This window comes from Microbacterium phyllosphaerae (genome assembly GCF_050628115.1).
Taxonomy (GTDB): Bacteria; Actinomycetota; Actinomycetes; order Actinomycetales; family Microbacteriaceae; genus Microbacterium; species Microbacterium phyllosphaerae_A.
The window spans coordinates 1,947,279-1,965,185 of sequence record NZ_CP192502.1; the positions used below are offsets into that span (position 1 = coordinate 1,947,279).

Genomic DNA, 17,907 nt, shown 5'->3' on the forward strand with positions numbered 1-17,907 from the left:
GGCGATCCCCATGACGCCTACGGCGCCGGCTCTCAGGGCGTGACGATACGCGCGATCGGTCGGTTACGGCATCCCATGGCGGATGGTCTCGAGTGGGCGTACCCTTTTTCTCGTCTCCGGACGGCCGGAGCGGTCGATAGCATCCGCCGGGCGAGCGGGCAAGGGGCGTGGGTTTTCGGCCGCGAGCGCCTAGACCAGCACTATGCAATCGATCCTCTATGGCGGCGACGAGTTCCTGACCGGTGACGACATCGCGGATGCTCTGCTGGCGTACGGGCGGGCACTGGGCGATGAGGAGCGTGCCGAGATCGTCGAGATACCGGTGCGGGAGCACGACGGCACCGTCGTGACGGCGAAGTTCCTGATCGGTCCGGCCAGCCAGATCGTGTCGAAGGAGGTCGCCGTCAGCGGGCCGGAGCCCGAAGACCCCGAGTTGGTCCGTCGGCTGCAGACGCTCACCCGTGGTGTCGAATCGCCGTCGGGGCAGCCTCTCGAGGCCCCCGAAGGCCAGGAGTACGAGCTCGATTAGACCGTCCCGACACCGGCTCGAGGATCAGTCGTCGAACTCCGCGGAGAGCTCTGCCGCGATCCGCGTGGCGCTCTGCTGCGACTCAGCCAGCCGCGCGGCGCCGACGTGCAGCTCGGCCAGCGCTGCTGCCGGCGCATGATGCGCTCGAGCAGTTCGGAGGTTCGCACGAAGGTTGATGGAGCACCCCGAAAGACCCGCGGCGAGTGCTCCTGCTGCCACGGCGAGATCCGCCGACAGGCTTCGATTCCCGATCTCGCGCATCACCCGCAGCTCACGCAGCAGCACTGCCCCTGATGATCCGAGTCGCGCCGCCGACTCCGCCGCGCGCGCGGCTGCAGCGCGCACCCGGGCGTCGCGATCCGGGTCGTCGGCGGGAAGAGCGAGCGCGGCGCCGAACTCGGCGGAGAGGACTCCGTCGCTCTCCGTGCCCTGCAGCGCCTCGCCGCGCAGCCGGGCCACTCGGCGCCCGCACTCCGCTGCACGCGGATCATCGGGCGTATAGGCGGCGACCATGCTGAGCAGGGATGCCGCGATGCCGAGCATCACGCCGGCCGCGGCACCGCCTCCCGGCGCTCCGGTGGACTGGCCGAGCTTCGCGAGCCAGTCGTCCAGCGGGATCGACGTCGGGACGTCGGCGGGCGGCTCCATATCGCCGAGCACTCAGCGCGACGTCGGCGGAAGCTTGTCGACGCCGTGGCGGTTCGGCTTGTCGGGCTCCGCAGCCGTCTCGGGCGATGCGTGCGCGGGGCCCGTCGGTGCCTCGGAGGTCGGATAGCTCGGCTCGTCGATGTCGATCGCCTTGTCTCGCTCATCGAGCGGCGGCAGATGGTCGAGTGGCTGCTTGATGTCGTCGGGGTGGCTCATGCCGACAGACTCCGACATGGCCTCGCCCAGGAACAGGGGGTTGAGATCGTGAGAGTCCTGTGGTTCGGGGAGCGTAGTGTCGGAGCCATGCCCACCGAACCGCTGCTCGTCTTCGACGGAGACTGCGCCTTCTGCACGACGTGGGTGCGGCGACTCGAGAACGCACTCGACAGATTTCCGGACGCGCAGCCGTGGCAGTGGCTCGACCTGGAGCAGCTCGCACTCAGCCGCGACGATGTGACCCACTACGTCTGGCTCCTGGCGGGCGGGCGGCGATTCCGTGGCCACGCGGCGTTCGCCGCCCTGCTGCAGACGCAACCGCAGGGGATTCTGCGGTTCCTCGGACATCTGCTCGTGACTCCGCCGTTCTCGTGGGCCGCACCGCTCGGCTATTCGTTGATCGCACGCTTCCGGCATCGCCTCCCCGGCGGCACCGCGGCGTGTGCGATGCCGCGCGCGGCCGGCTGATCCGGCTGATCAGGCACGGTCCGCCGGGCTGAGGTCGGCTCAGCGCCGACGTGCGTCGATCAGATGCCTGGTCGAGTGGGCGACGAACGGGCCTTCTGCCTGGATGAGCTCGTGCAGTTCGCGGAGCCGGTCGAGGTGCGTCTCGACGGTGAAGCCGGGAACCCACCAGATCACCTTGCGCAGCAGATAGACCACCGCTGCGACGTCGTGGATCTCGATCCGCATTCTCGCGGTGCGGAGATCGACGACCTCCAGCCCTGCGGCTTCGGCCGCGGCGACCTCGTCGTCGTGGTGTCGCCCGCGGCGGGCCTCCGGCTGCGGCCCGAGGAAGAACTCGATCAGCTCGAAGGCGCTCGCAGGCCCCACGTGCTGCGCGAGATAGGTGCCGCCGGGGCTGAGCACACGCGAGATCTCGTCCCACCAGATCGTGGCGGGGTGGCGGCTCGTGAGCAGATCGAAGGCGGCATCGGCGAACGGCAGCGGTGGCTCGTCCTGATCGGCGACGACGACCACGCCTCGCGGATGCAGCAGGTGTGTGGCGCGCGCGATGTTCGGCGGCGAGGACTCGGTCGCGACGGCCACGGGCGGGAACGACGCGGCTTCGGACAGCACCTCGCCGCCGCCGGTCTGGATATCGAGGGAGGCTGACGCGGTGCTCAGACGCTCGCCGAGCAGGCGCGCATAGCCCCACGGCGGTCGCTCCTCGGTCGCCCGCCCGTCGAGCCAGGAGAAGTCCCAACCAGAGACATCTGCTGTGGACCCCGCCTCGATCTGCGCCTCGAACGAATCAGTCATCCCTCGATTCTGTCATCGCGGAACCGTCCGATTCCGTCCGTGGCTGAGCCCCGTGACCGTGCCCCGGGACGTGGAGGAGGGAGGTGAACGCCGCCGACCCCGCGTACAGTTCTCGATATGGGAACACTGGAGTACAACAGCTCGCGCCCCGCGATCGACATCGAGGATGTCACTCTGGCGCACCTGAAGATCGTCATCGGGACGAAGCTGCGCCGCAACGAGAGTTTCATGATGACCTGGCTGCCCAAGCCCGAGGTGCCGTCGGGTCGGCTGACGATCTGGGTGCATCCGAGCATCCCGCTGGTGCTGGAGTTCGACCAGCCGACGGTGGCGACGATCGATCCGAAGCGCGTGACGCACATGATGGAGCAGCTGAACTCGCGCGGCGAGCTCGTGCTCGATCAGCTCTGATCAGATTCCGTCGAAGAACCCGCCGTACGGGAAGTCGACGTCTCCGGTGTCGCGCGAGTCGAAGAGCACCGTCGACACGCTGATGGTCACCCGGGAGTACGGGGTGATGAGTACGCTCACCTCGCGGTTGCCGACGACGACGAAGTCGACGAACCTGCCGGAGCTCTTCACCGCCTCCTCGATGCGACGCTTCACGTCGCCGAGATCCTGTAGCTGCGCGAGGAGATAGCTCTCTCCGTCGAGCACCATCTCGGTCCGCATCATGGTCTCTGGTCCTGCCATGTACACCACCCTAAGATCCGGGCGCCGGTTCTTCCAAAGAGACGCCAGGGGTCACGCCGATCACTCGTGCTCGGGGAGGATCGGACTCGACCACCCGGGATCGCGGCCGAGCTGCGCTGCGCGCGACACGGATGCCGCGCCGAAGCGATCGCGCAGCGAGTCGAGCACGGTGTCGAGGCGCCGCTCGTCGCCCCAGTCGATCGGCAGCTCGGGCTGCACGCTGTCGGCCTGGGCGAGCTGCGACAGGGAGACGCCGATCAATGTGATGCCCCGCTCGGCGATCTCGGGCCGGGCGGCGCCGAGCAGCGTCTGCGCGACCGTGAGCAGGATCGCGGTGCGGTCGGTCGGAGAGCCGAGGGTGCGAGACCGGGTGGCCTTCGCGAAGTCGCCGAAGCGCAGGCGCAGGACGACCGTGCGGCATACCCGGTCGCCGTCGCGCAGACGCCTGGCCAGTCGGTCGACGATCTGGGTGAGGATGAGATCGAGCTCTTCGCTCGACCGCGGTCGGCTGCCGAGTGCGCGCTGGGAGCCGATCGACCCTCGGCGCCGCGTCGTGTCGACGGGGCGAGGGCCGCGCAGCCGGGCCAGGGCATGCAGATGCGAGCCGACGGCCCTGCCCAGCATCCGCTCGGCCGTCGCTGCCTCGAGCTCCGCCAGCTGGCCGACCGTTCGCACGCCATAGCGGTGCAGCTTCTCGGCGGTCACCGCGCCGACGCCCCACAGCCGTTCGACCGGCAGGGGGAGGAGGAACTCCTCTTCTCGCTCCGGTTCGACCACGAGCAGCCCGTCGGGTTTGCCGACCGCGCTCGCGACCTTGGCGAGGAACTTCGTGCGGGCGACGCCCACCGAGATCGCGAGTCCGACCTCGGCGCGCACCCGTTCACGCAGCCGCACCGCGACCTGCTCTGGCGTGCCGACGATGTGCCGGAGCCCGCCGACCTCGAGGAAGGCCTCGTCGATCGAGAGACCCTCCACGAGCGGCGTCGTGTCGCGGAAGATCGCGAACACCTCTTTGCTCGCCGCGGAGTACGCCTCCATGCGCGGAGGCATGACCACGGCATCCGGACAGAGCTCGAGAGCCTGGCGGCCGCCCATCGCGGTGCGCACCCCACGGGCCTTGGCCTCATAGCTCGCGGCGAGCACCACTCCGCCGCCCACGATCACCGGTCTGCCCCGCAGCTCGGGGGCATCGCGCTGTTCGACAGAGGCGTAGAAAGCGTCGAGATCGGCGTGCATCACGGTCGCTTCGCCCCGCATCCCGTCCTCCCGTCGACGTGCAGATGATCGCACGGGCCGGGGACATCGGCTCAGGCGGCGATGAGTCGAGACGACAGGGCGCGGATCCGCTGGAACAGGGTGTCGAAGGCGGCGTCGAACGCGGCGGGGGTGCCGATGCGGGCGGGGTCGCGGATCGACCAGTGCAGATCGTCGCGAATGGGCAGCCGCTCGTGCGCGTCGTCGCACACCGTGATGACGAGATCGCCGTCGCTGCGCACGTCGTCCACGTGACGGGGAGGGCGTGCTTCGTCGATCGCCAATCCGTGTCGGGCGGCGGCCGCAGAGGCCTCGGGGTTCACGACCGCAGCCGGGAGGGTGCCCGCGGATGCGGCGTCGATGACGCTCATGTCGCGCCAGATGACCTCGGCGAGCTGCGAGCGCGCGGAGTTCGCCGTGCACACGAACAGCACCCGGCGAGGGGGCGTCACGCTCGTCGGCGCGAGAGTGTCGAACACCTCGGGGCGCAGGCCGATGTAGCTGCGGCGCTTGTCGAACTCCGACCGCGTGCGCGAGACGATCTGGGCGGATTCGAGCACGCCGAGGTGGTGGGCGATCAGATTCGACCGCAGGTCGAGTGCCGTCCCGATCTCGGAGGAGGAGAGATCTCCGAGGGTGAGGAGGTCGACGATCCGCAGTCGCGTCTGTTCGGCGAGGGCCGCGAAGATCCCCGCACGTCTCTCGAGCTCAGTCATCGTCTTCATCCATACCATGCACCGGCGGTTGTGTCCACGGCTATTGACTCAACGGTCATTGACCCTATCGTTGTCGACGCGAGACCGCAGGGGCGGTCTCGGAGAGGAACGGACAACATGGGTATCGGCAGCGGAATCGCGCTCTTCGTCATCGGAGCGATCCTCGTCTTCGCGATCAACATCGACACCGGCGGCTACGTCGATCTCGACCTCATCGGCTACATCCTCATGGGCGCGGGCGTCGTCGTGTTCCTGATCAGCCTCGTTCTCGTGATGCGCAGCCGTCGCACCGAGACCGTCGACCGCACGGCCGTGGACCCGGCCACCGGTGAGCGAGTGACGCGACGCAGCATCCGCAACAACGACCCGATCGCCTGACCCGCGCGTGGTCGGCGCCGCACGATCCACCTCGGTTCTGATCGCGGGCGCCTCGGCGACCGTCGCCTTCGTGGTGCTCCGCACCTTCGTGGCGATGGGCGGACACGAGCCGCTCGCGGTCGACGTCTGGTGGCACGACCTCGTGGTGTCATCGACCGGCGACGCGTGGCTCGTCGTGGCCTGGGTGCCCGCCATCGTCGGCGGCACCCTGGGCATGATCGTGATCGGCGCCGCTCTGATCGCGTGGCTGGTGTGGCGCAAGCGCCGGTGGGATGCCGCGACGCTGGCGATCGCCCTGGTCGCCGTCGTCGCGATCGGCGCCACCATGGCGGCCGTGATCGGCCGCACCCGCCCCGAGGACTCGCTCGCCGAGAGCGTGGCGACGTCCTTCCCATCGGGGCACACCGCCGTGGCGACCACGGTCGCGGTGATCCTCGCGCTGACCTTCCGTCGCTGGTACGTGTGGGCGCTGGGAGCAGTCTGGGTCGTCACGATGATGTGGAGCCGCACGTACCTGCACGCGCACTGGCTCAGCGATGTAGTGGCGGGCCTGCTCGAAGGCATAGCCGTCGCCTGCTTCGTGTGGGTGTGCGTCGACTCGGCCAGGGCACGACACGTCAGCAGAGCCACAACGGAATCGGCCGGCGAATCGGCCGGTGAAAAGACGATCGAAAGCAGTGCGACCCCATGAACACCCGAAACTCCGCAGCCTCGGCAGCCAACGCCGCGCAGGACTCCACGACCTTCCGAGTCCTCGCCCGGATCGGCTATGTCGTGCTCGGCATCCTGCATCTGCTCATCGGCGGCATCGCGATCTCGATCGCGTCCGGCGGTGGTGGCGAGAACGCCGACCAGGGCGGGGCCATGGAGCAGATCCAGCAGTCGCCCGCCGGCGTCTTCCTGCTCTGGATCATCGTGCTCGGGCTGCTGGCGCTCGCGGTCTGGCAGATCGCGGAAGCCGTGATCGAGCGCGACCCCGATGCGAAGAAGAAATGGGCGCATCGGGTCAAGTTCCTCGGCACGGCCGCCGCATATCTCGCGATCGGCGCCACCGCCCTCGTCTACGCCCTCGGCGGTCAGTCGCAGTCCTCAGAGTCGTCGCAGTCGTTCAGTGCAAAGCTCCTCGCGGCGCCCGCAGGCGTCGCGCTGCTGGTGCTCGTGGGCCTGATCGTCGCCGCGATCGGCATCGCCTTCATCGTGCGCGGCATCACCCAGAAGTTCATGAAGAACCTCTCGGCGCCCGGGGGAGCGGCGCAGTCGGGCATCGTCGCGTTCGGCGTCGCCGGCTACATCGCCAAGGGCATCGCCGTCGGAGTCGCAGGGGTGCTGTTCGTGATCGCCGCGCTCACGCACGACCCCGAGACGGCAGGCGGCCTCGATTCGGCGCTTCGCGCACTGGCCGGGTTGCCCTTCGGCGTCGTCATCTTGTGGGTCGTCGGTGCGGGGCTCGTGCTCTACGGACTGTTCTGCTTCGCCCGCGCGCGTTACGCCCGCATGTGATCCTCCGGTCGCGTTCACACCCGAACGTGGGCGCGTGCGGCGCGCAGGGTGAAGAGCAGGGCGCCGGCCGCGAGGACTGCAGCCGCGACGGTGACGACCCCGAGCGGAAGGATGCTGAGAGAGCCGGCGACGCCGACCAGCGGGGCGGCCACACCGCCGAAGCCGAAGCGGATCATGCCGAGCAGCGACGATGCCGTTCCGGCGATCTGCGGGTACCCGACGAGCGCGAGCGTCGTCGCCGGAGGGGAGGAGATCGACACTCCCGCGGCCAGGGCGAACAGGGATGCGAGTACCGCCCAGAGCGGCATCGGGGCGAGTCCCGCCACCAGCAGACCCGCGGCACCGAGCGCGACGACCAGTACACCGACCGCGAGGGTGGCCCGCACATGGTCGTGCTCCGACGCCTTGCCCGCGAGATGGCCGAAGACCATGAAGCCTGCCGAGTTCACCCCGAAGGCGAGCGCGTACTCGAGCGGCGAGAGCCCGTAGATGTCCTGCAGCACGAACGTCGCGCCGGACAGATACGCGAACAGTGCCCCATACAGGAAGCCCTGGTTGAGGATCGCACCGACGAAGATCCGGTCGCTCAGCAGCGTGCGGTAATCGTGGAGCAGGCGGGTCAGCCCGCCGGTCGTGCGGTGCTCGGCGGGCAGGGTCTCTCCGAAGCGCTGCAGCGTCAGGGCCAGGATGCCGGCGCCGACGATCGCGAGGAAGACGAACAGCCCTCGCCAGTCGACCACGGTGTTGAGCAGACCGCCGAGCAGCGGACCCACGACCGCCGCGAAGCCGCCGACGACCGTCAGGCGGGCGTAGAAGCGGATGAGGTACCGGCCTGCGAAGACGTCGCGACCGGCCGCCTGGGCGATCACCATGCCGACGCCACCGGCGAGCCCCTGCACGAAGCGCGCGGCGATCAGGAGCTCTACCGTCGGGCTCGCTGCGCAGAGCAGCGACATCGCGATGTACGCGACGATGCCGATGAGCAGGATGCCGCGGCGTCCGTGCCTGTCGGAGACCGGGCCGGCGACCAATTGCCCCGCGGCGAGGCCGATGAGGCACGCAGTCACGGTGAGCTGCGCCACAGAGGTGGCAGCGCCCAGCTCGGCCGTGAGCGCGGGCAGCGCCGGCAGATAGAGATCCATCGAGATCGGGCCGAACACGGTCAGCAGAAGGAGAAGCGCGGGAAGCGCCTTGCTGGCGGGGTGCTGGGTGGCGGTGGTCATGCATCCAGCGTCCGCCAGCCCGGCAGTCCGGGGGAGTCCCTGGTGAGAGGTGTACTGCGAGAGCCTCCCCCGCGGCTCCTCTGCGGGGTAGCGTCCTCATCATGGACAACAGATCCGAGGTCCGGGAGTTCCTGATGAGCCGGCGCGCGCGCGTCACCCCGGAGGCGGTGGGGCTCGTCGGTGGTGCCAACAGGCGCGTCGAGGGACTGCGACGCAGCGAGGTGGCGGCGCTCGCCCGAGTAAGCGTCGAGTACTACGCGAAGCTCGAGCGCGGCGCGATCGCCGGTGCCTCCGCCGCGGTGCTCGACTCCCTGGCATCCGCTCTCCAGCTCGATGACGCCGAGCGTGCGCATCTGCTCGACCTCGCCCGGGCCGCCGACGGCATCCCCTCCAGCGGCCGCACTCGTCGCCGCACCACGAAGCCCGAGCTCACCAGGCCCAGCCTGCAGTGGGCGTTGGCCTCGATCACCGATGCCGTGGCGTTCGTGCGAGACCCTCGACAGAACCTCGTCGCGGTGAACGATCTGGGCCGTGCGTTCTATTCGCCCCTGATCGGCGAAGCCGGGCGCACGCCGAACCTCGCCCGGTTCCAGTTCCTCGACCCCGCGTCGCACGACTTCTATCCCGACTGGGATCTGTTCGCCGAGATGTGCGTCGCGATCATGCGCGCCGAGGCCGGGCGCGACCCGCACGACAAGGGGCTGCAGGATCTCGTCGGCGAGCTGTCGACGCGCAGCGAGACGTTCCGGCACCTCTGGGCGGCGCACGACGTGCGCGTCCACGGCGCGGGGACGAAGAGGTTCCAGCATCCGCTCGTCGGCGAGCTGACCCTGGCGTACGAAGAGCTGGCGATCACCGCAGAGCCGGGCAACGTGCTGCTGATCTACTCGGCGGAGCCGGGGTCCCCCTCTGCCGAGCGTCTCTCGCTGCTCGCGTCGTGGGTCGCAGATCGCTCGGGTGCGGCGGCACTCTCCGAGGGGAGCACCGGCTGATGGCGCTGGTGCTCGTCACCGGTGCCTCGTCTGGGATCGGCCGGCTCGCGGCGGAGGGCCTGGCTCGGGCCGGACACGATGTGGTGGTCCACGCGCGCAGCGCCGACAGGCTTCCCGGCGGTCTCGTGCGCGTCGGTGAAGTGATCGGGGACCTGTCTGAGGCGGATGCCGTCAGAGGCGTCGCTGAGGGCGCAGACAGGTTCGGAGCCTTCGATGCGGTGATCCACAATGCCGGGGTGATCGACGGCCCTGACGTCTTCGCGGTGAACGTGGTCGCACCGTATCTTCTCAGCGCCCTCATGGTGCCGCCCTGGCGGACGATCGTCATCAGCAGCTCCATGCACCGATCCGGGACGCCGGATCTCGCGAACCTGGACTTTGCACGTCCGGAGGTCCGGACGCGTCCCTACGACGATTCGAAGCTGTTCGTCACCGCCTTGGCCCTGCACCTGGCCGTCGTGCGATCGGCTGCGCTCGTGCACGCCGTCGACCCCGGATGGGTGCCGACACGAATGGGTGGAGTCCACGCGTCTGACAGCCTCGACGAGGGGAGTCGCACGCAGGAGTGGCTGGCGACCGCGCCTGTGGAGCAGATCGATCCGCGTACGGGTGGCTACTGGTTCCATCGCCGCACGCAGAGCCCGCATCCCGCAACGCTGGATCCCGCATTCCGAACGGAGCTGATCGAGATGCTCGCCGACCACACGGGAGTCGTGCTGCCCCAGGATGGTTGACCCGGGTCGATAGTTGCACTTTGGCAACCATAAGCGTATAGTTGACAGTAATCAACTTTCTACGCAGGAGTTCTTCCACTGTGACTACGCCTTCTTCTTCCTCCATCGCTGAGCCTGTGCGCTCACCGCGCGAGGTCTTCACTGCGATCTCCGGCCTCGTCGTCGGCATGTTCGTCGCTGTGCTCTCGGGCACCGTGGTGTCGACCTCGATGCCCGTCATCATCGCCGACCTCGGCGGCACGCAGTCCCAGTACACCTGGGTCATCACCGCGAGCCTTCTGGCGACCGCCGTCTCGACGCCCATCTGGGGCAAGCTCGCCGACCTCGTCGATCGCAAGATCCTCGTGCAGCTGTCGCTCATCATCTTCACGGTCGGCACCGTGATCGCGGGCTTCTCGACCGACACCAACATGCTCATCGCCGTCCGTGTCATCCAGGGCATCGGCGTCGGCGGTCTGATGTCGCTCGTGATGATCGCCGTCGCCCTCATCATCTCGCCGCGTGAGCGCGGCAAGTACATGGGTGTCGTCGGTGGCATCATGGCCCTCGGCACCATCGGCGGCCCGCTGCTCGGCGGTCTCCTGACCGACGTCTGGGGCTGGCGCTCCAACTTCTTCGTCGGCGTGCCCTTCGCGATCCTCGCCATCGTGCTGCTGCAGTTCACCCTGCACCTGCCCAAGCCCCAGCGCGGCACCAAGGTGTCGATCGACTACTTCGGCATCGTGCTCCTCGCCGTCGGCGTCTCGACCCTGCTCATCTGGGTCTCGATGGGCGGCAGCCAGTTCGACTGGGACTCCTCGACGAGCATCATGCTCGCCGTCACCGCAGGTGTCGCGATCGCCGCTTTCATCACCGTCGAGTTCTTCGTCAAGGAACCGATCGTGCCGATGTCGCTGTTCCGCAACCGCACCTTCACCCTGTCGGTCATCGCCTCGATCGCCATCGGCGTCTCGATGTTCGCGACCTCGGTGTTCCTCGCGCAGTACTTCCAGCTCGCGCGTGGCGCCACACCCACCGAGTCGGGCCTGATGACCATCCCGATGATCATCGGTCAGATGGGCGCGTCGATCATCATCGGTCAGCTCGTCAGCCGGTTCGGCAAGTGGAAGGGCTGGATGCTCACCGGCTCCGTCCTGACCACGGTCGGCGTCTCGCTCATGGCGACGCTGCGCTACGACACCCCGTTCCCGCTGGTGGCGACCTACATGTTCGTCCTCGGCGCGGGTCTCGGCATGGTCATGCAGAACCTCACCCTCATCGTGCAGAACGACACCGCACCGCAGCAGCTGGGCGCGGCCTCGTCGAACGTCAACTTCTTCCGCACGATCGCCGGCACCATCGGCGTCACGGTCATGGGTGCCTCGCTCTCGACGAGCGTCGGCAACTACATCTCCGACTCGCTCGAGGGATTCACGCCGACCACCCCCGAAGAGGTCGACGCTCTGAAGCACCTCGCCTCGGGTGATGTGCCGAAGGTCACGCAGCTCCCCGACACGATCCGCGCGATCGTCGAGGGCGCCTACGGCCACGGCATCGCCGACGCGTTCATCATCGCCATCCCGCTGGCCGTGATCGCCATCCTCGCGATCGCGTTCATCAAGAACAAGCCGCTCTCGACGAAGAACGCCGCCGAGCAGCTGCGCGAGCAGGCCGAGGAATCGGTTCTCGAGGTCTCTGAAGCAGAGGTCGGTGCGACGATGTCGACCGGCACGATCCGGATCTCGGGCGTCGAGTCCGCGTCGCCGACCACGAACTCGGTGACCGTGCTCGAGCGCGAGGACCCGGACTCGAGGCGCTGACATGGTCACCTCGGACGCGGTGGCGACGTCTCCCGACGTCGACACCGCGCTCGGTGATCTCCAGACGCACCTGAACCTCATCTTCGCGAGGACCAGGACGCTCTGGAAGGAGTCGGCCGCGCGGATCGATCCCGAGCTGCAGGTGGGCGGCTACAAGCTGCTCACCTTCATCGAGCGGGCCGAGACGGCCAATGCGCATGAGCTCGCCGAGCGGTTCGAGATGGACAAGTCGGTCATCAGCCGGCAAGTGCGGATGCTCGAGGACCTGGGCCTGATCGAGTCGCGGCCGGATGAGCGCGACGGACGGCTTCGGGTGCTGACTCCGACACCGGCCGCCTGCGCCGCGCTCGTCGAGCTTCGCCGTGACCACGCCTCGCGCCTGCGCACGGTCGTCGCCGAGCTCACCCCCGACGAGATCCAAGCCGCATCGAAAGTCTTCCGGCTTCTCGCCGAAGTCTGATCCCGCACCCGAGTCCCTCGGTCCGAGCCCCGCCGTCTCCTCTGACGGCGGGGCTTCGCCGTAAGCTGGCCACCATGAGCGCCCCGTCCGACGAACCCGCCCGCACGGGCGAGCCCGCCGCTGCGTCCGACGGCGACACGCCGCCGGACATCGACGAGGCGGTGCCGGACATCGACGAGGCGGTGCCGGACATCGACGAGGCGGTGGCCAGGGTCGAGCACGAACTGGGGCGCCTCTTCGCCCGCATCCGCGTCAGCTGGCGTGAGGCCGCGCAGACCGTGCATCCCGATCTGCAACCTCTCGGCTACCAGGTGCTGACATCCATCGCGACGGGCAAAGCGACCTCGGCCGGAGCGATCATCGAGCGGCTGCAGACCGACAAGACCGCCGTCAGTCGGCAGGTGCGACAGCTCGAACAGCTGGGCCTCGTCGAGAGCGTGCGCGACCCGGATGATCGTCGAGCGCGCGTTCTCGTCGCCACCGACCTCGCGCAGGAGAGGGTCACGGCCGCACGCTCGCGCTACGAAGCGAGATTGGCCGAGCGGCTCAGTCGCTGGTCGCAGGCAGACCTCGACCGCTTCGCCGAGATGCTCTCGGAGCTCGGCGGCGGAGCATCCGATCGCGCAGACGGCAAGCCTGCGGCATCCTGACGGGGAATACGCGACGAGCTGGGAGCCTTACCCCTCACTGTGAGTCTTTACGAGCCCGCCGCCTTCGGCGCCCTTTCGCTGTCCAACCGCGTCGTCATGGCGCCGCTCACCCGCACGCGTGCAGACGACGCGGGTGTGCCCACCGAGACGATGGTGGAGTACTACCGTCAGCGCGCGGGCCAGGGTCTCATCATCACCGAGGGCACGTGGCCTGCGGCCGAGGGCAAGTCGTACCCGGGGCAGCCGGGCATCGTGACGCCCGCGCAGATCGAGGGCTGGCGTCGCATCGCCGACGCCGTGCACGAAGAGGGCGGCACGATCGTGATGCAGCTCATGCACGGCGGCCGGGTCTCGCACCCTGCGATCTCCGGAGAGCCCCGCGTCGTGGCACCCAGTGCGCTCGCGGCTCCCGGTCAGACGCACACGCCCGACGGCAAGGCCGACATGCCGGTCGCGCACGCCCTGACGCTCGACGAGATCCCCGAGGTCATCGAGCAGTTCGTGCAGGCAGCGCGCAATGCGATCGCGGCCGGTCTCGACGGCGTCGAGGTGCACGGCGCCAACGGCTACCTCGTGCAGGAGTTCCTCTCGCCCGTGTCGAACGTCCGCGACGACCGGTACGGCGGATCGCCCGAGAACCGTGCGCGCTTCGCGATCGAGGTCACGACCGCCGTCGCCGAGGCGGTCGGCGGCGACCGCACGAGCATCCGTCTGTCGCCGCAGCACAACATCCAGGGCGTCCTCGAAGAGGACGACGCAGACGCGCTCGCCACCTACCTCGCCGTAGCCGAAGGGCTCCGTCCGCTGAACCTGGCCTTCGTCGACATCCTGAACGCCGCGCCGACGAGCGAGCTCGTGCAGCGCATCCGTCGCACGCTGGGTGCGCCCCTGATCATCAACTCCGGTTTCGGCGTCGCCACGAGCCGGGAAGAGGCCGAGGGCCTCGTCGCAGACGGATGGGCGGATGCCGTCGCAGCCGGTCGCCCCGTCATCGCCAACCCCGACCTGGTCGAGCGCTGGCGTCAGGATGCCGAACTCAACGAGCCGCGGCCCGCGCTGTTCTACGGCCGCACCGCCGAGGGCTACACCGACTACCCCTCGCTCGAGACGGTGCGCGCCGGGGCCTGAGCGCAGACGGCACTGGACTCCGGTGGTCGGCGCGACGAGACTGAAACCAGCGTCGCTGGAGACGCCACACGAGAAGGGAAAGTCATGACCTATCGAGTCGGCTACTTCGTCGGAAGTCTCTCGTCCACCTCGATCAACCGCATCCTCGCGACAGCGTTGATCGGTCTGGCGCCGGACGACCTCGAGTTCTTCGAGATCCCCATCCGCGATCTCCCGCTCTACAGCCAGGACTACGACGATGACTATCCGCCGGTCGCGGTGGCCCTGAAGGAGGCCATCGACTCGGCGGATGCGGTGCTGTTCGTCACTCCTGAGTACAACCGATCTATCCCGGGCGGACTCAAGAACGCGATCGACTGGGCGTCTCGCCCGTGGGGGCAGAACTCGTTCGACCACATTCCCGCCGCGGTGATCGGTGCATCTGTCGGCGCGATCGGCACGGCGGTCGCGCAGCAGAGCCTGCGCGGTGTGCTGAGCTTCTGCAACGCCCGACAGATGACAGCCCCCGAGGCGTACATCCAGTTCGTCCCCGACGACTACGCCGAAGACGGCACGGTGAAGAACGCGGGTACCGCGACGTTCCTGCGCGACTACATGGCGGAGTTCCGTGATCACATCGAACGTGTGCTCACCGTCCTGCCGCGATCGACCGACGGCTGAGCGTCGCAAGACCCCCTGTCGGGGTGGGAACGCCGGGCGTACTGTGTGCCCATGGTCACCGACGATCCCACCCTGACGAATCCCGATCACTACCGCACGCTCTGGGAGAACGACTTCGTGCGGGTGCTCGACTACACAGATGAGCCGGGCGACAGCACCACCCCGCACGACCACCCGAACAGCGTCATGGTCGCGCTCAGCGACTTCTCGCGTCGGCTCTCTGCGGGGGAGCGGGTCTTCGACACGGCGTTGACGGCCGGGCAGGTGGTGTGGTTGGCCGCGCAGCGGCATTCGGGGGAGAACACCGGGACCACGCCCACGCACACGATCCTCATCGAGTTGAAGGGCGATGCCGCAGGCGAGGCGGACCCCTCTGCCCTCGGGCCGCGAACCTGAGCTGGCAGGCAGGTCCAGGCGCGTAGCCTGAACCCATGACGCTCACGAAAGCCCGTGCCGCCGCCGAGGTCGTCGATTGGCGACGTCGCGTGTTCGCTCTCTACGACGCCGTCCGTCAGGCGGAATCTCCGGAGGAGGCGCACGAACTCTGGCGCATCGAGCGGGACGACCTGATGCTGCACCACCCCGCGACTCCGCTGCTGCCGGGCGACAAGGCCCTGTTCGAGGGGCTGCCCATCGCCTCGTACGATCCGCAGTGGCGTTTCGAGCTGCCGATCCTTCCCGCTGAACCAGGTGGCTTCGACTTCGCGACCGGAACCGACGGGGTCGTGCCCTTCGAGCGCGTCGGCAGGGTCGAGATCCCCGACACCGGGTCGCTCGACGTCTGGCGTCTGACGACCTACGGCGGGGGACTGTTCATCCCGGTGCGCGACGCCCTCGCCGGGCGCCCCGGCGGCACCTACGGCGGTGGCCGCTACCTGATCGACACGATCAAGGGAGCGGACCTCGGATCGGATGCCGAGCGCGGCACGATCGTGCTCGACTTCAACTTCGCCTACAACCCGTCGTGCGCCTACGACCCGGCGTGGGCGTGCCCTCTGGCGCAACCCGGCAACGTACTGCAGGTGGCGGTGCCGGTGGGGGAGACGTACTCGGGCGGGCCGGCCTGATCGACCTCAGCGACGGACGGCGCGCGCCCGCGTCTTCGCGACGCTGCTGAGGGTGGCGCGTACGGGCGTGCCGAGGTAGAGGCCGAGCGACGCCCCGGAGGCGAGACCGATGCCGATGACCACCGCGTCGACGAGCGATCCGCCGATTCCGACGACGCCGGCCGTGGAACCCGCGGAGTGGATCATCTCGAGAAGCCCCTGGAACACGGCGACACCCGGCACGAGCGGGACGATCGCCGCGGTCGTCACCGCGACCGACGGCACATGGAGGTTCACCGCGATCAGCATCCCGATGAAGCTCGCGAGCAGCGCGCCGCTCGCGCTCGCCGCGGCCGGATGCAGGTTGAGGCCGACCATGAACGAGTACCCGGCGATCGTGACGGCGCTGAGCAGCGCGCTCACGAGGATGATCCGGATGCCGGCGCCGTTGAACACGGCGACGGCTACCGCGATGATGATCGCTCCCGCGAACTGGTTCAGGAGGGGGCCGAAAGGGGCGGGATCGTCGGGCAGCCCCATCGTGAATCCGAGCACGCTGCCGAGTTCGAGTCCGACGAGGATGCCGATCACGACGCCGAACGTCTGCATCGTCAGATCGAGGATGCGCCCGCCCGCGGTGAGTGCGAACCCGTCGATCGCATCCTGGGCCGCGCCGACCACCGTGAGGCCGGCGAGCATGAGCACGATTCCCGAGGCCACGATGATCGAGGGCCGGATGCCGACGAAAGGCTCGATCCCGGCGGAGCCGAGTGCCGTCACCGCGACGGCGACGACCGTCGTGACGAAGCCTCCCGCGATCTGGCTGAAGAACAGCGGCACCCGTGCGCGGGCGAGACCCGCCTGGGTCAGGGCTGCGCAGAGTGCGGCGACGAAGGTGAGGCCCACGATGATCGGCGAGGCGCCGAGCATGATGCTGACGCCGACAGCGAGCAGCGCGCGGGCGACGACGACGACCGGCTGCTGATACCGGAAGGGCACGCGTCGGAGCACGCGGAACGCGGTGCGCGCCGACTCGAGGTCGAGCCCGTCGTCGATGTCGGCGACGAGTGCCTGCACGCGCTGCAGCTTCGCGTGGTCGGGAGCCGCGACACGGACGACGCGTACGAGGGTCTCGGGCCAGACCTCTCCGCTCAGGTGGAACGAGACGGTGATCGAGTTGTAGGTGACGTCGACCTGCACGTCGCGCATCCCGTACGCCGAGCACACGCGCGTGATGGCGAGCGTGACCTCGTGCGCCGAGGCGCCGACCGCGAACATCGATTCGCCGATGCGGGTCGCGAGGTCGAGCACTCGCGGCACCGTGCGCTCGTCGATGACGGGCATGGCCTCGGTGTGGGCGACGGTCGACGGATCGGTGTGCAGGATCCTGCGCACGGAGGCGAGCAGTCGCCGCTGGGGATTCGGGGACATCTCCCCATTCTCCCTGAGTCCGGCGTGCGCGGAGTCAGGCGTGCGCGGAGTCAGTGCGCAGAGTCAGGCCTGCGCGGGGACGTCCAGGCGCTCAGCAGGAGGCGCAGTGCCCTCGGCGGGCTCGTGCACGAGGTACAGCCCGCTCGGAGCGCTCGCCGTGAACGCCAGGGCTTCGACCCAGGCGCGGTTGATCGAGGGCTGCCGGCTGCCGCTGTACTTGAAGACCAGGGAGCTTCCCGCGTGGACCCAGACGGTCGTGCGGCCGCCGCCGACGCTCATGTCCTCACGCCAGGTGAAGGCGAAGGGTTCGCCTCGACGCAGCTTCGCGGTCATGACCAGCTGCAGGTGCGTGAGAGCGCGGTCCTCGATTTCGGCCTTGACGCTTCCTTCGTAGACGAGCTTTCCCATGATGATCTCCTCAGTTCGCCACGAACCCGTGAAGAGGCGCGATCGGATGATCATCGGTGGTGTGTCCAGTTTCCCATATATCGGTGCGGTTCAGCATGCCTTGCCGTCTGCATCCGCTCCCGCTCGTCTGTCAACCCTCTGCCATCTGCGGATCGCACGGTGGAGGGTGGCCACTCGAG

At 68.7% G+C, this 17,907-nt stretch carries 24 protein-coding genes; 15 read left to right on the forward strand and 9 right to left on the reverse strand.

All coding sequences use genetic code 11. The features are described 5' to 3' along the window. The first annotated feature begins 202 nt into the window (after positions 1-202). Positions 203-529, forward strand: coding sequence for a hypothetical protein (locus tag ACQ4LY_RS09045; RefSeq protein WP_431070748.1), 327 nt, complete (start codon positions 203-205; stop codon positions 527-529). A 24-nt stretch (positions 530-553) separates the two neighbouring features. Here the strand turns inward: ACQ4LY_RS09045 and ACQ4LY_RS09050 are convergent, their stop codons facing one another. Continuing rightward, complete coding sequence (locus tag ACQ4LY_RS09050; RefSeq protein WP_431070750.1) at positions 554-1,177, reverse strand: cyclodeaminase/cyclohydrolase family protein; 624 nt, start codon at positions 1,175-1,177, stop codon at positions 554-556. Between the two features lie 12 nt (positions 1,178-1,189). Further along, on the reverse strand, positions 1,190-1,393 hold the full coding sequence (locus tag ACQ4LY_RS09055; RefSeq protein ID WP_056313699.1) for a hypothetical protein: 204 nt from the start codon (positions 1,391-1,393) through the stop codon (positions 1,190-1,192). Positions 1,394-1,480: 87 nt separating this feature from the next. Between ACQ4LY_RS09055 and ACQ4LY_RS09060 the strand changes: the two genes are divergently transcribed. Further along, positions 1,481-1,861, forward strand: a complete 381-nt coding sequence (locus ACQ4LY_RS09060) for a thiol-disulfide oxidoreductase DCC family protein (RefSeq protein WP_431070753.1) — start codon at positions 1,481-1,483, stop codon at positions 1,859-1,861. A 39-nt stretch (positions 1,862-1,900) separates the two neighbouring features. Here ACQ4LY_RS09060 and ACQ4LY_RS09065 read toward each other — a convergent pair whose 3' ends face one another. After that, complete coding sequence (locus ACQ4LY_RS09065) at positions 1,901-2,656, reverse strand: class I SAM-dependent methyltransferase (RefSeq protein WP_431070755.1); 756 nt, start codon at positions 2,654-2,656, stop codon at positions 1,901-1,903. A gap of 117 nt (positions 2,657-2,773) precedes the next feature. Here ACQ4LY_RS09065 and ACQ4LY_RS09070 point away from each other — a divergent pair, with 117 nt between their 5' ends. After that, the gene (locus ACQ4LY_RS09070) at positions 2,774-3,067 is read left to right on the forward strand and encodes a hypothetical protein (RefSeq protein WP_056313178.1); all 294 of its coding nucleotides are present in this window, start codon (positions 2,774-2,776) and stop codon (positions 3,065-3,067) included. Here ACQ4LY_RS09070 and ACQ4LY_RS09075 read toward each other — a convergent pair whose 3' ends face one another. The 3 genes from ACQ4LY_RS09075 to ACQ4LY_RS09085 are packed head-to-tail and all read right to left on the reverse strand — an operon-like array spanning position 3,068 to position 5,319. Beyond that, the gene (locus ACQ4LY_RS09075) at positions 3,068-3,349 is read right to left on the reverse strand and encodes a hypothetical protein (protein ID WP_431070757.1); all 282 of its coding nucleotides are present in this window, start codon (positions 3,347-3,349) and stop codon (positions 3,068-3,070) included. Positions 3,350-3,409: 60 nt separating this feature from the next. After that, entirely contained in the window at positions 3,410-4,606 is a 1,197-nt protein-coding gene (gene dinB / locus ACQ4LY_RS09080) for a DNA polymerase IV (RefSeq protein ID WP_431070759.1), read from the reverse strand. A 50-nt stretch (positions 4,607-4,656) separates the two neighbouring features. Further along, entirely contained in the window at positions 4,657-5,319 is a 663-nt protein-coding gene (locus ACQ4LY_RS09085) for an ArsR family transcriptional regulator (RefSeq protein ID WP_431070761.1), read from the reverse strand. Between the two features lie 117 nt (positions 5,320-5,436). Here ACQ4LY_RS09085 and ACQ4LY_RS09090 point away from each other — a divergent pair, with 117 nt between their 5' ends. From ACQ4LY_RS09090 to ACQ4LY_RS09100, 3 genes are read left to right on the forward strand one after another with little or no spacing between them, the layout of a single operon-like run. After that, a complete protein-coding gene (locus ACQ4LY_RS09090; protein WP_056514962.1) occupies positions 5,437-5,697 on the forward strand; it encodes a DUF6458 family protein in 261 nt (86 codons plus the stop codon). A 7-nt stretch (positions 5,698-5,704) separates the two neighbouring features. Further along, positions 5,705-6,388, forward strand: a complete 684-nt coding sequence (locus ACQ4LY_RS09095; RefSeq protein ID WP_431070764.1) for a phosphatase PAP2 family protein — start codon at positions 5,705-5,707, stop codon at positions 6,386-6,388. Next, entirely contained in the window at positions 6,385-7,197 is an 813-nt protein-coding gene (locus ACQ4LY_RS09100; protein WP_431070766.1) for a DUF1206 domain-containing protein, read from the forward strand. Before ACQ4LY_RS09095 ends, ACQ4LY_RS09100 begins: the two co-directional genes overlap by 4 nt. Positions 7,198-7,211: 14 nt before the next feature. On the opposite strand, the gene ACQ4LY_RS09105 is transcribed toward ACQ4LY_RS09100, so the two are convergent. Next, positions 7,212-8,420 (reverse strand): multidrug effflux MFS transporter, encoded by a 1,209-nt coding sequence (locus tag ACQ4LY_RS09105; RefSeq protein WP_431070768.1) that lies wholly within the window; start codon positions 8,418-8,420, stop codon positions 7,212-7,214. A 101-nt stretch (positions 8,421-8,521) separates the two neighbouring features. Here ACQ4LY_RS09105 and ACQ4LY_RS09110 point away from each other — a divergent pair, with 101 nt between their 5' ends. The 9 genes from ACQ4LY_RS09110 to ACQ4LY_RS09150 all read left to right on the forward strand — a co-directional run bounded on the left by ACQ4LY_RS09110 (position 8,522) and on the right by ACQ4LY_RS09150 (position 15,910). After that, entirely contained in the window at positions 8,522-9,412 is an 891-nt protein-coding gene (locus tag ACQ4LY_RS09110) for a helix-turn-helix transcriptional regulator (protein WP_431070770.1), read from the forward strand. Further along, positions 9,412-10,146 carry an SDR family NAD(P)-dependent oxidoreductase gene (locus ACQ4LY_RS09115; protein ID WP_431070772.1) on the forward strand — a complete coding sequence of 245 codons (735 nt, stop codon included), beginning with the start codon at positions 9,412-9,414 and terminating at the stop codon, positions 10,144-10,146. The genes ACQ4LY_RS09110 and ACQ4LY_RS09115 overlap by 1 nt, the downstream gene beginning before the upstream one ends. 167 nt (positions 10,147-10,313) lie before the next feature. After that, the gene (locus ACQ4LY_RS09120) at positions 10,314-11,945 is read left to right on the forward strand and encodes a DHA2 family efflux MFS transporter permease subunit (protein WP_431075662.1); all 1,632 of its coding nucleotides are present in this window, start codon (positions 10,314-10,316) and stop codon (positions 11,943-11,945) included. Position 11,946: 1 nt separating this feature from the next. Further along, positions 11,947-12,405, forward strand: coding sequence for a MarR family winged helix-turn-helix transcriptional regulator (locus tag ACQ4LY_RS09125; protein ID WP_431070774.1), 459 nt, complete (start codon positions 11,947-11,949; stop codon positions 12,403-12,405). Positions 12,406-12,479: 74 nt separating this feature from the next. Next, positions 12,480-13,055: a MarR family winged helix-turn-helix transcriptional regulator gene (locus ACQ4LY_RS09130; protein WP_431070776.1), complete on the forward strand. Its 576-nt coding sequence runs from the start codon at positions 12,480-12,482 to the stop codon at positions 13,053-13,055. Positions 13,056-13,094: 39 nt separating this feature from the next. Then, complete coding sequence (locus ACQ4LY_RS09135) at positions 13,095-14,183, forward strand: alkene reductase (protein WP_431070778.1); 1,089 nt, start codon at positions 13,095-13,097, stop codon at positions 14,181-14,183. Between the two features lie 84 nt (positions 14,184-14,267). After that, positions 14,268-14,843 carry an NADPH-dependent FMN reductase gene (locus ACQ4LY_RS09140; protein ID WP_431070780.1) on the forward strand — a complete coding sequence of 192 codons (576 nt, stop codon included), beginning with the start codon at positions 14,268-14,270 and terminating at the stop codon, positions 14,841-14,843. A gap of 51 nt (positions 14,844-14,894) precedes the next feature. Beyond that, on the forward strand, positions 14,895-15,239 hold the full coding sequence (locus tag ACQ4LY_RS09145) for a cytoplasmic protein (RefSeq protein WP_431070782.1): 345 nt from the start codon (positions 14,895-14,897) through the stop codon (positions 15,237-15,239). Positions 15,240-15,274: 35 nt separating this feature from the next. Next, a complete protein-coding gene (locus ACQ4LY_RS09150) occupies positions 15,275-15,910 on the forward strand; it encodes a DUF1684 domain-containing protein (protein WP_431070784.1) in 636 nt (211 codons plus the stop codon). A gap of 6 nt (positions 15,911-15,916) precedes the next feature. Here ACQ4LY_RS09150 and ACQ4LY_RS09155 read toward each other — a convergent pair whose 3' ends face one another. Both ACQ4LY_RS09155 and ACQ4LY_RS09160 read right to left on the reverse strand, forming a co-directional pair. Then, a complete protein-coding gene (locus ACQ4LY_RS09155; protein WP_431070786.1) occupies positions 15,917-17,320 on the reverse strand; it encodes a threonine/serine ThrE exporter family protein in 1,404 nt (467 codons plus the stop codon). 63 nt (positions 17,321-17,383) lie between these two features. After that, positions 17,384-17,728 (reverse strand): ATP-dependent DNA ligase, encoded by a 345-nt coding sequence (locus ACQ4LY_RS09160; RefSeq protein WP_431070788.1) that lies wholly within the window; start codon positions 17,726-17,728, stop codon positions 17,384-17,386. Positions 17,729-17,907: the final 179 nt, after the last annotated feature.

Bases quoted from the DNA above. Each gene is read 5' to 3' on its own strand.
- ACQ4LY_RS09045 (WP_431070748.1), top strand. From the start codon at position 203: ATGCAATCGATCCTCTATGGCGGCGACGAGTTCCTGACCGGTGACGAC.
- ACQ4LY_RS09050 (WP_431070750.1), bottom strand. From the start codon at position 1,177: ATGGAGCCGCCCGCCGACGTCCCGACGTCGATCCCGCTGGACGACTGG.
- ACQ4LY_RS09055 (WP_056313699.1), bottom strand. From the start codon at position 1,393: ATGAGCCACCCCGACGACATCAAGCAGCCACTCGACCATCTGCCGCCG.
- ACQ4LY_RS09060 (WP_431070753.1), top strand. From the start codon at position 1,481: ATGCCCACCGAACCGCTGCTCGTCTTCGACGGAGACTGCGCCTTCTGC.
- ACQ4LY_RS09065 (WP_431070755.1), bottom strand. From the start codon at position 2,656: ATGACTGATTCGTTCGAGGCGCAGATCGAGGCGGGGTCCACAGCAGAT.
- ACQ4LY_RS09070 (WP_056313178.1), top strand. From the start codon at position 2,774: ATGGGAACACTGGAGTACAACAGCTCGCGCCCCGCGATCGACATCGAG.
- ACQ4LY_RS09075 (WP_431070757.1), bottom strand. From the start codon at position 3,349: ATGGCAGGACCAGAGACCATGATGCGGACCGAGATGGTGCTCGACGGA.
- dinB (WP_431070759.1), bottom strand. From the start codon at position 4,606: ATGCGGGGCGAAGCGACCGTGATGCACGCCGATCTCGACGCTTTCTAC.
- ACQ4LY_RS09085 (WP_431070761.1), bottom strand. From the start codon at position 5,319: ATGACTGAGCTCGAGAGACGTGCGGGGATCTTCGCGGCCCTCGCCGAA.
- ACQ4LY_RS09090 (WP_056514962.1), top strand. From the start codon at position 5,437: ATGGGTATCGGCAGCGGAATCGCGCTCTTCGTCATCGGAGCGATCCTC.
- ACQ4LY_RS09100 (WP_431070766.1), top strand. From the start codon at position 6,385: ATGAACACCCGAAACTCCGCAGCCTCGGCAGCCAACGCCGCGCAGGAC.
- ACQ4LY_RS09105 (WP_431070768.1), bottom strand. From the start codon at position 8,420: ATGACCACCGCCACCCAGCACCCCGCCAGCAAGGCGCTTCCCGCGCTT.
- ACQ4LY_RS09110 (WP_431070770.1), top strand. From the start codon at position 8,522: ATGGACAACAGATCCGAGGTCCGGGAGTTCCTGATGAGCCGGCGCGCG.
- ACQ4LY_RS09115 (WP_431070772.1), top strand. From the start codon at position 9,412: ATGGCGCTGGTGCTCGTCACCGGTGCCTCGTCTGGGATCGGCCGGCTC.
- ACQ4LY_RS09120 (WP_431075662.1), top strand. From the start codon at position 10,314: ATGTTCGTCGCTGTGCTCTCGGGCACCGTGGTGTCGACCTCGATGCCC.
- ACQ4LY_RS09125 (WP_431070774.1), top strand. From the start codon at position 11,947: ATGGTCACCTCGGACGCGGTGGCGACGTCTCCCGACGTCGACACCGCG.
- ACQ4LY_RS09130 (WP_431070776.1), top strand. From the start codon at position 12,480: ATGAGCGCCCCGTCCGACGAACCCGCCCGCACGGGCGAGCCCGCCGCT.
- ACQ4LY_RS09140 (WP_431070780.1), top strand. From the start codon at position 14,268: ATGACCTATCGAGTCGGCTACTTCGTCGGAAGTCTCTCGTCCACCTCG.
- ACQ4LY_RS09145 (WP_431070782.1), top strand. From the start codon at position 14,895: ATGGTCACCGACGATCCCACCCTGACGAATCCCGATCACTACCGCACG.
- ACQ4LY_RS09150 (WP_431070784.1), top strand. From the start codon at position 15,275: ATGACGCTCACGAAAGCCCGTGCCGCCGCCGAGGTCGTCGATTGGCGA.
- ACQ4LY_RS09155 (WP_431070786.1), bottom strand. From the start codon at position 17,320: ATGTCCCCGAATCCCCAGCGGCGACTGCTCGCCTCCGTGCGCAGGATC.
- ACQ4LY_RS09160 (WP_431070788.1), bottom strand. From the start codon at position 17,728: ATGGGAAAGCTCGTCTACGAAGGAAGCGTCAAGGCCGAAATCGAGGAC.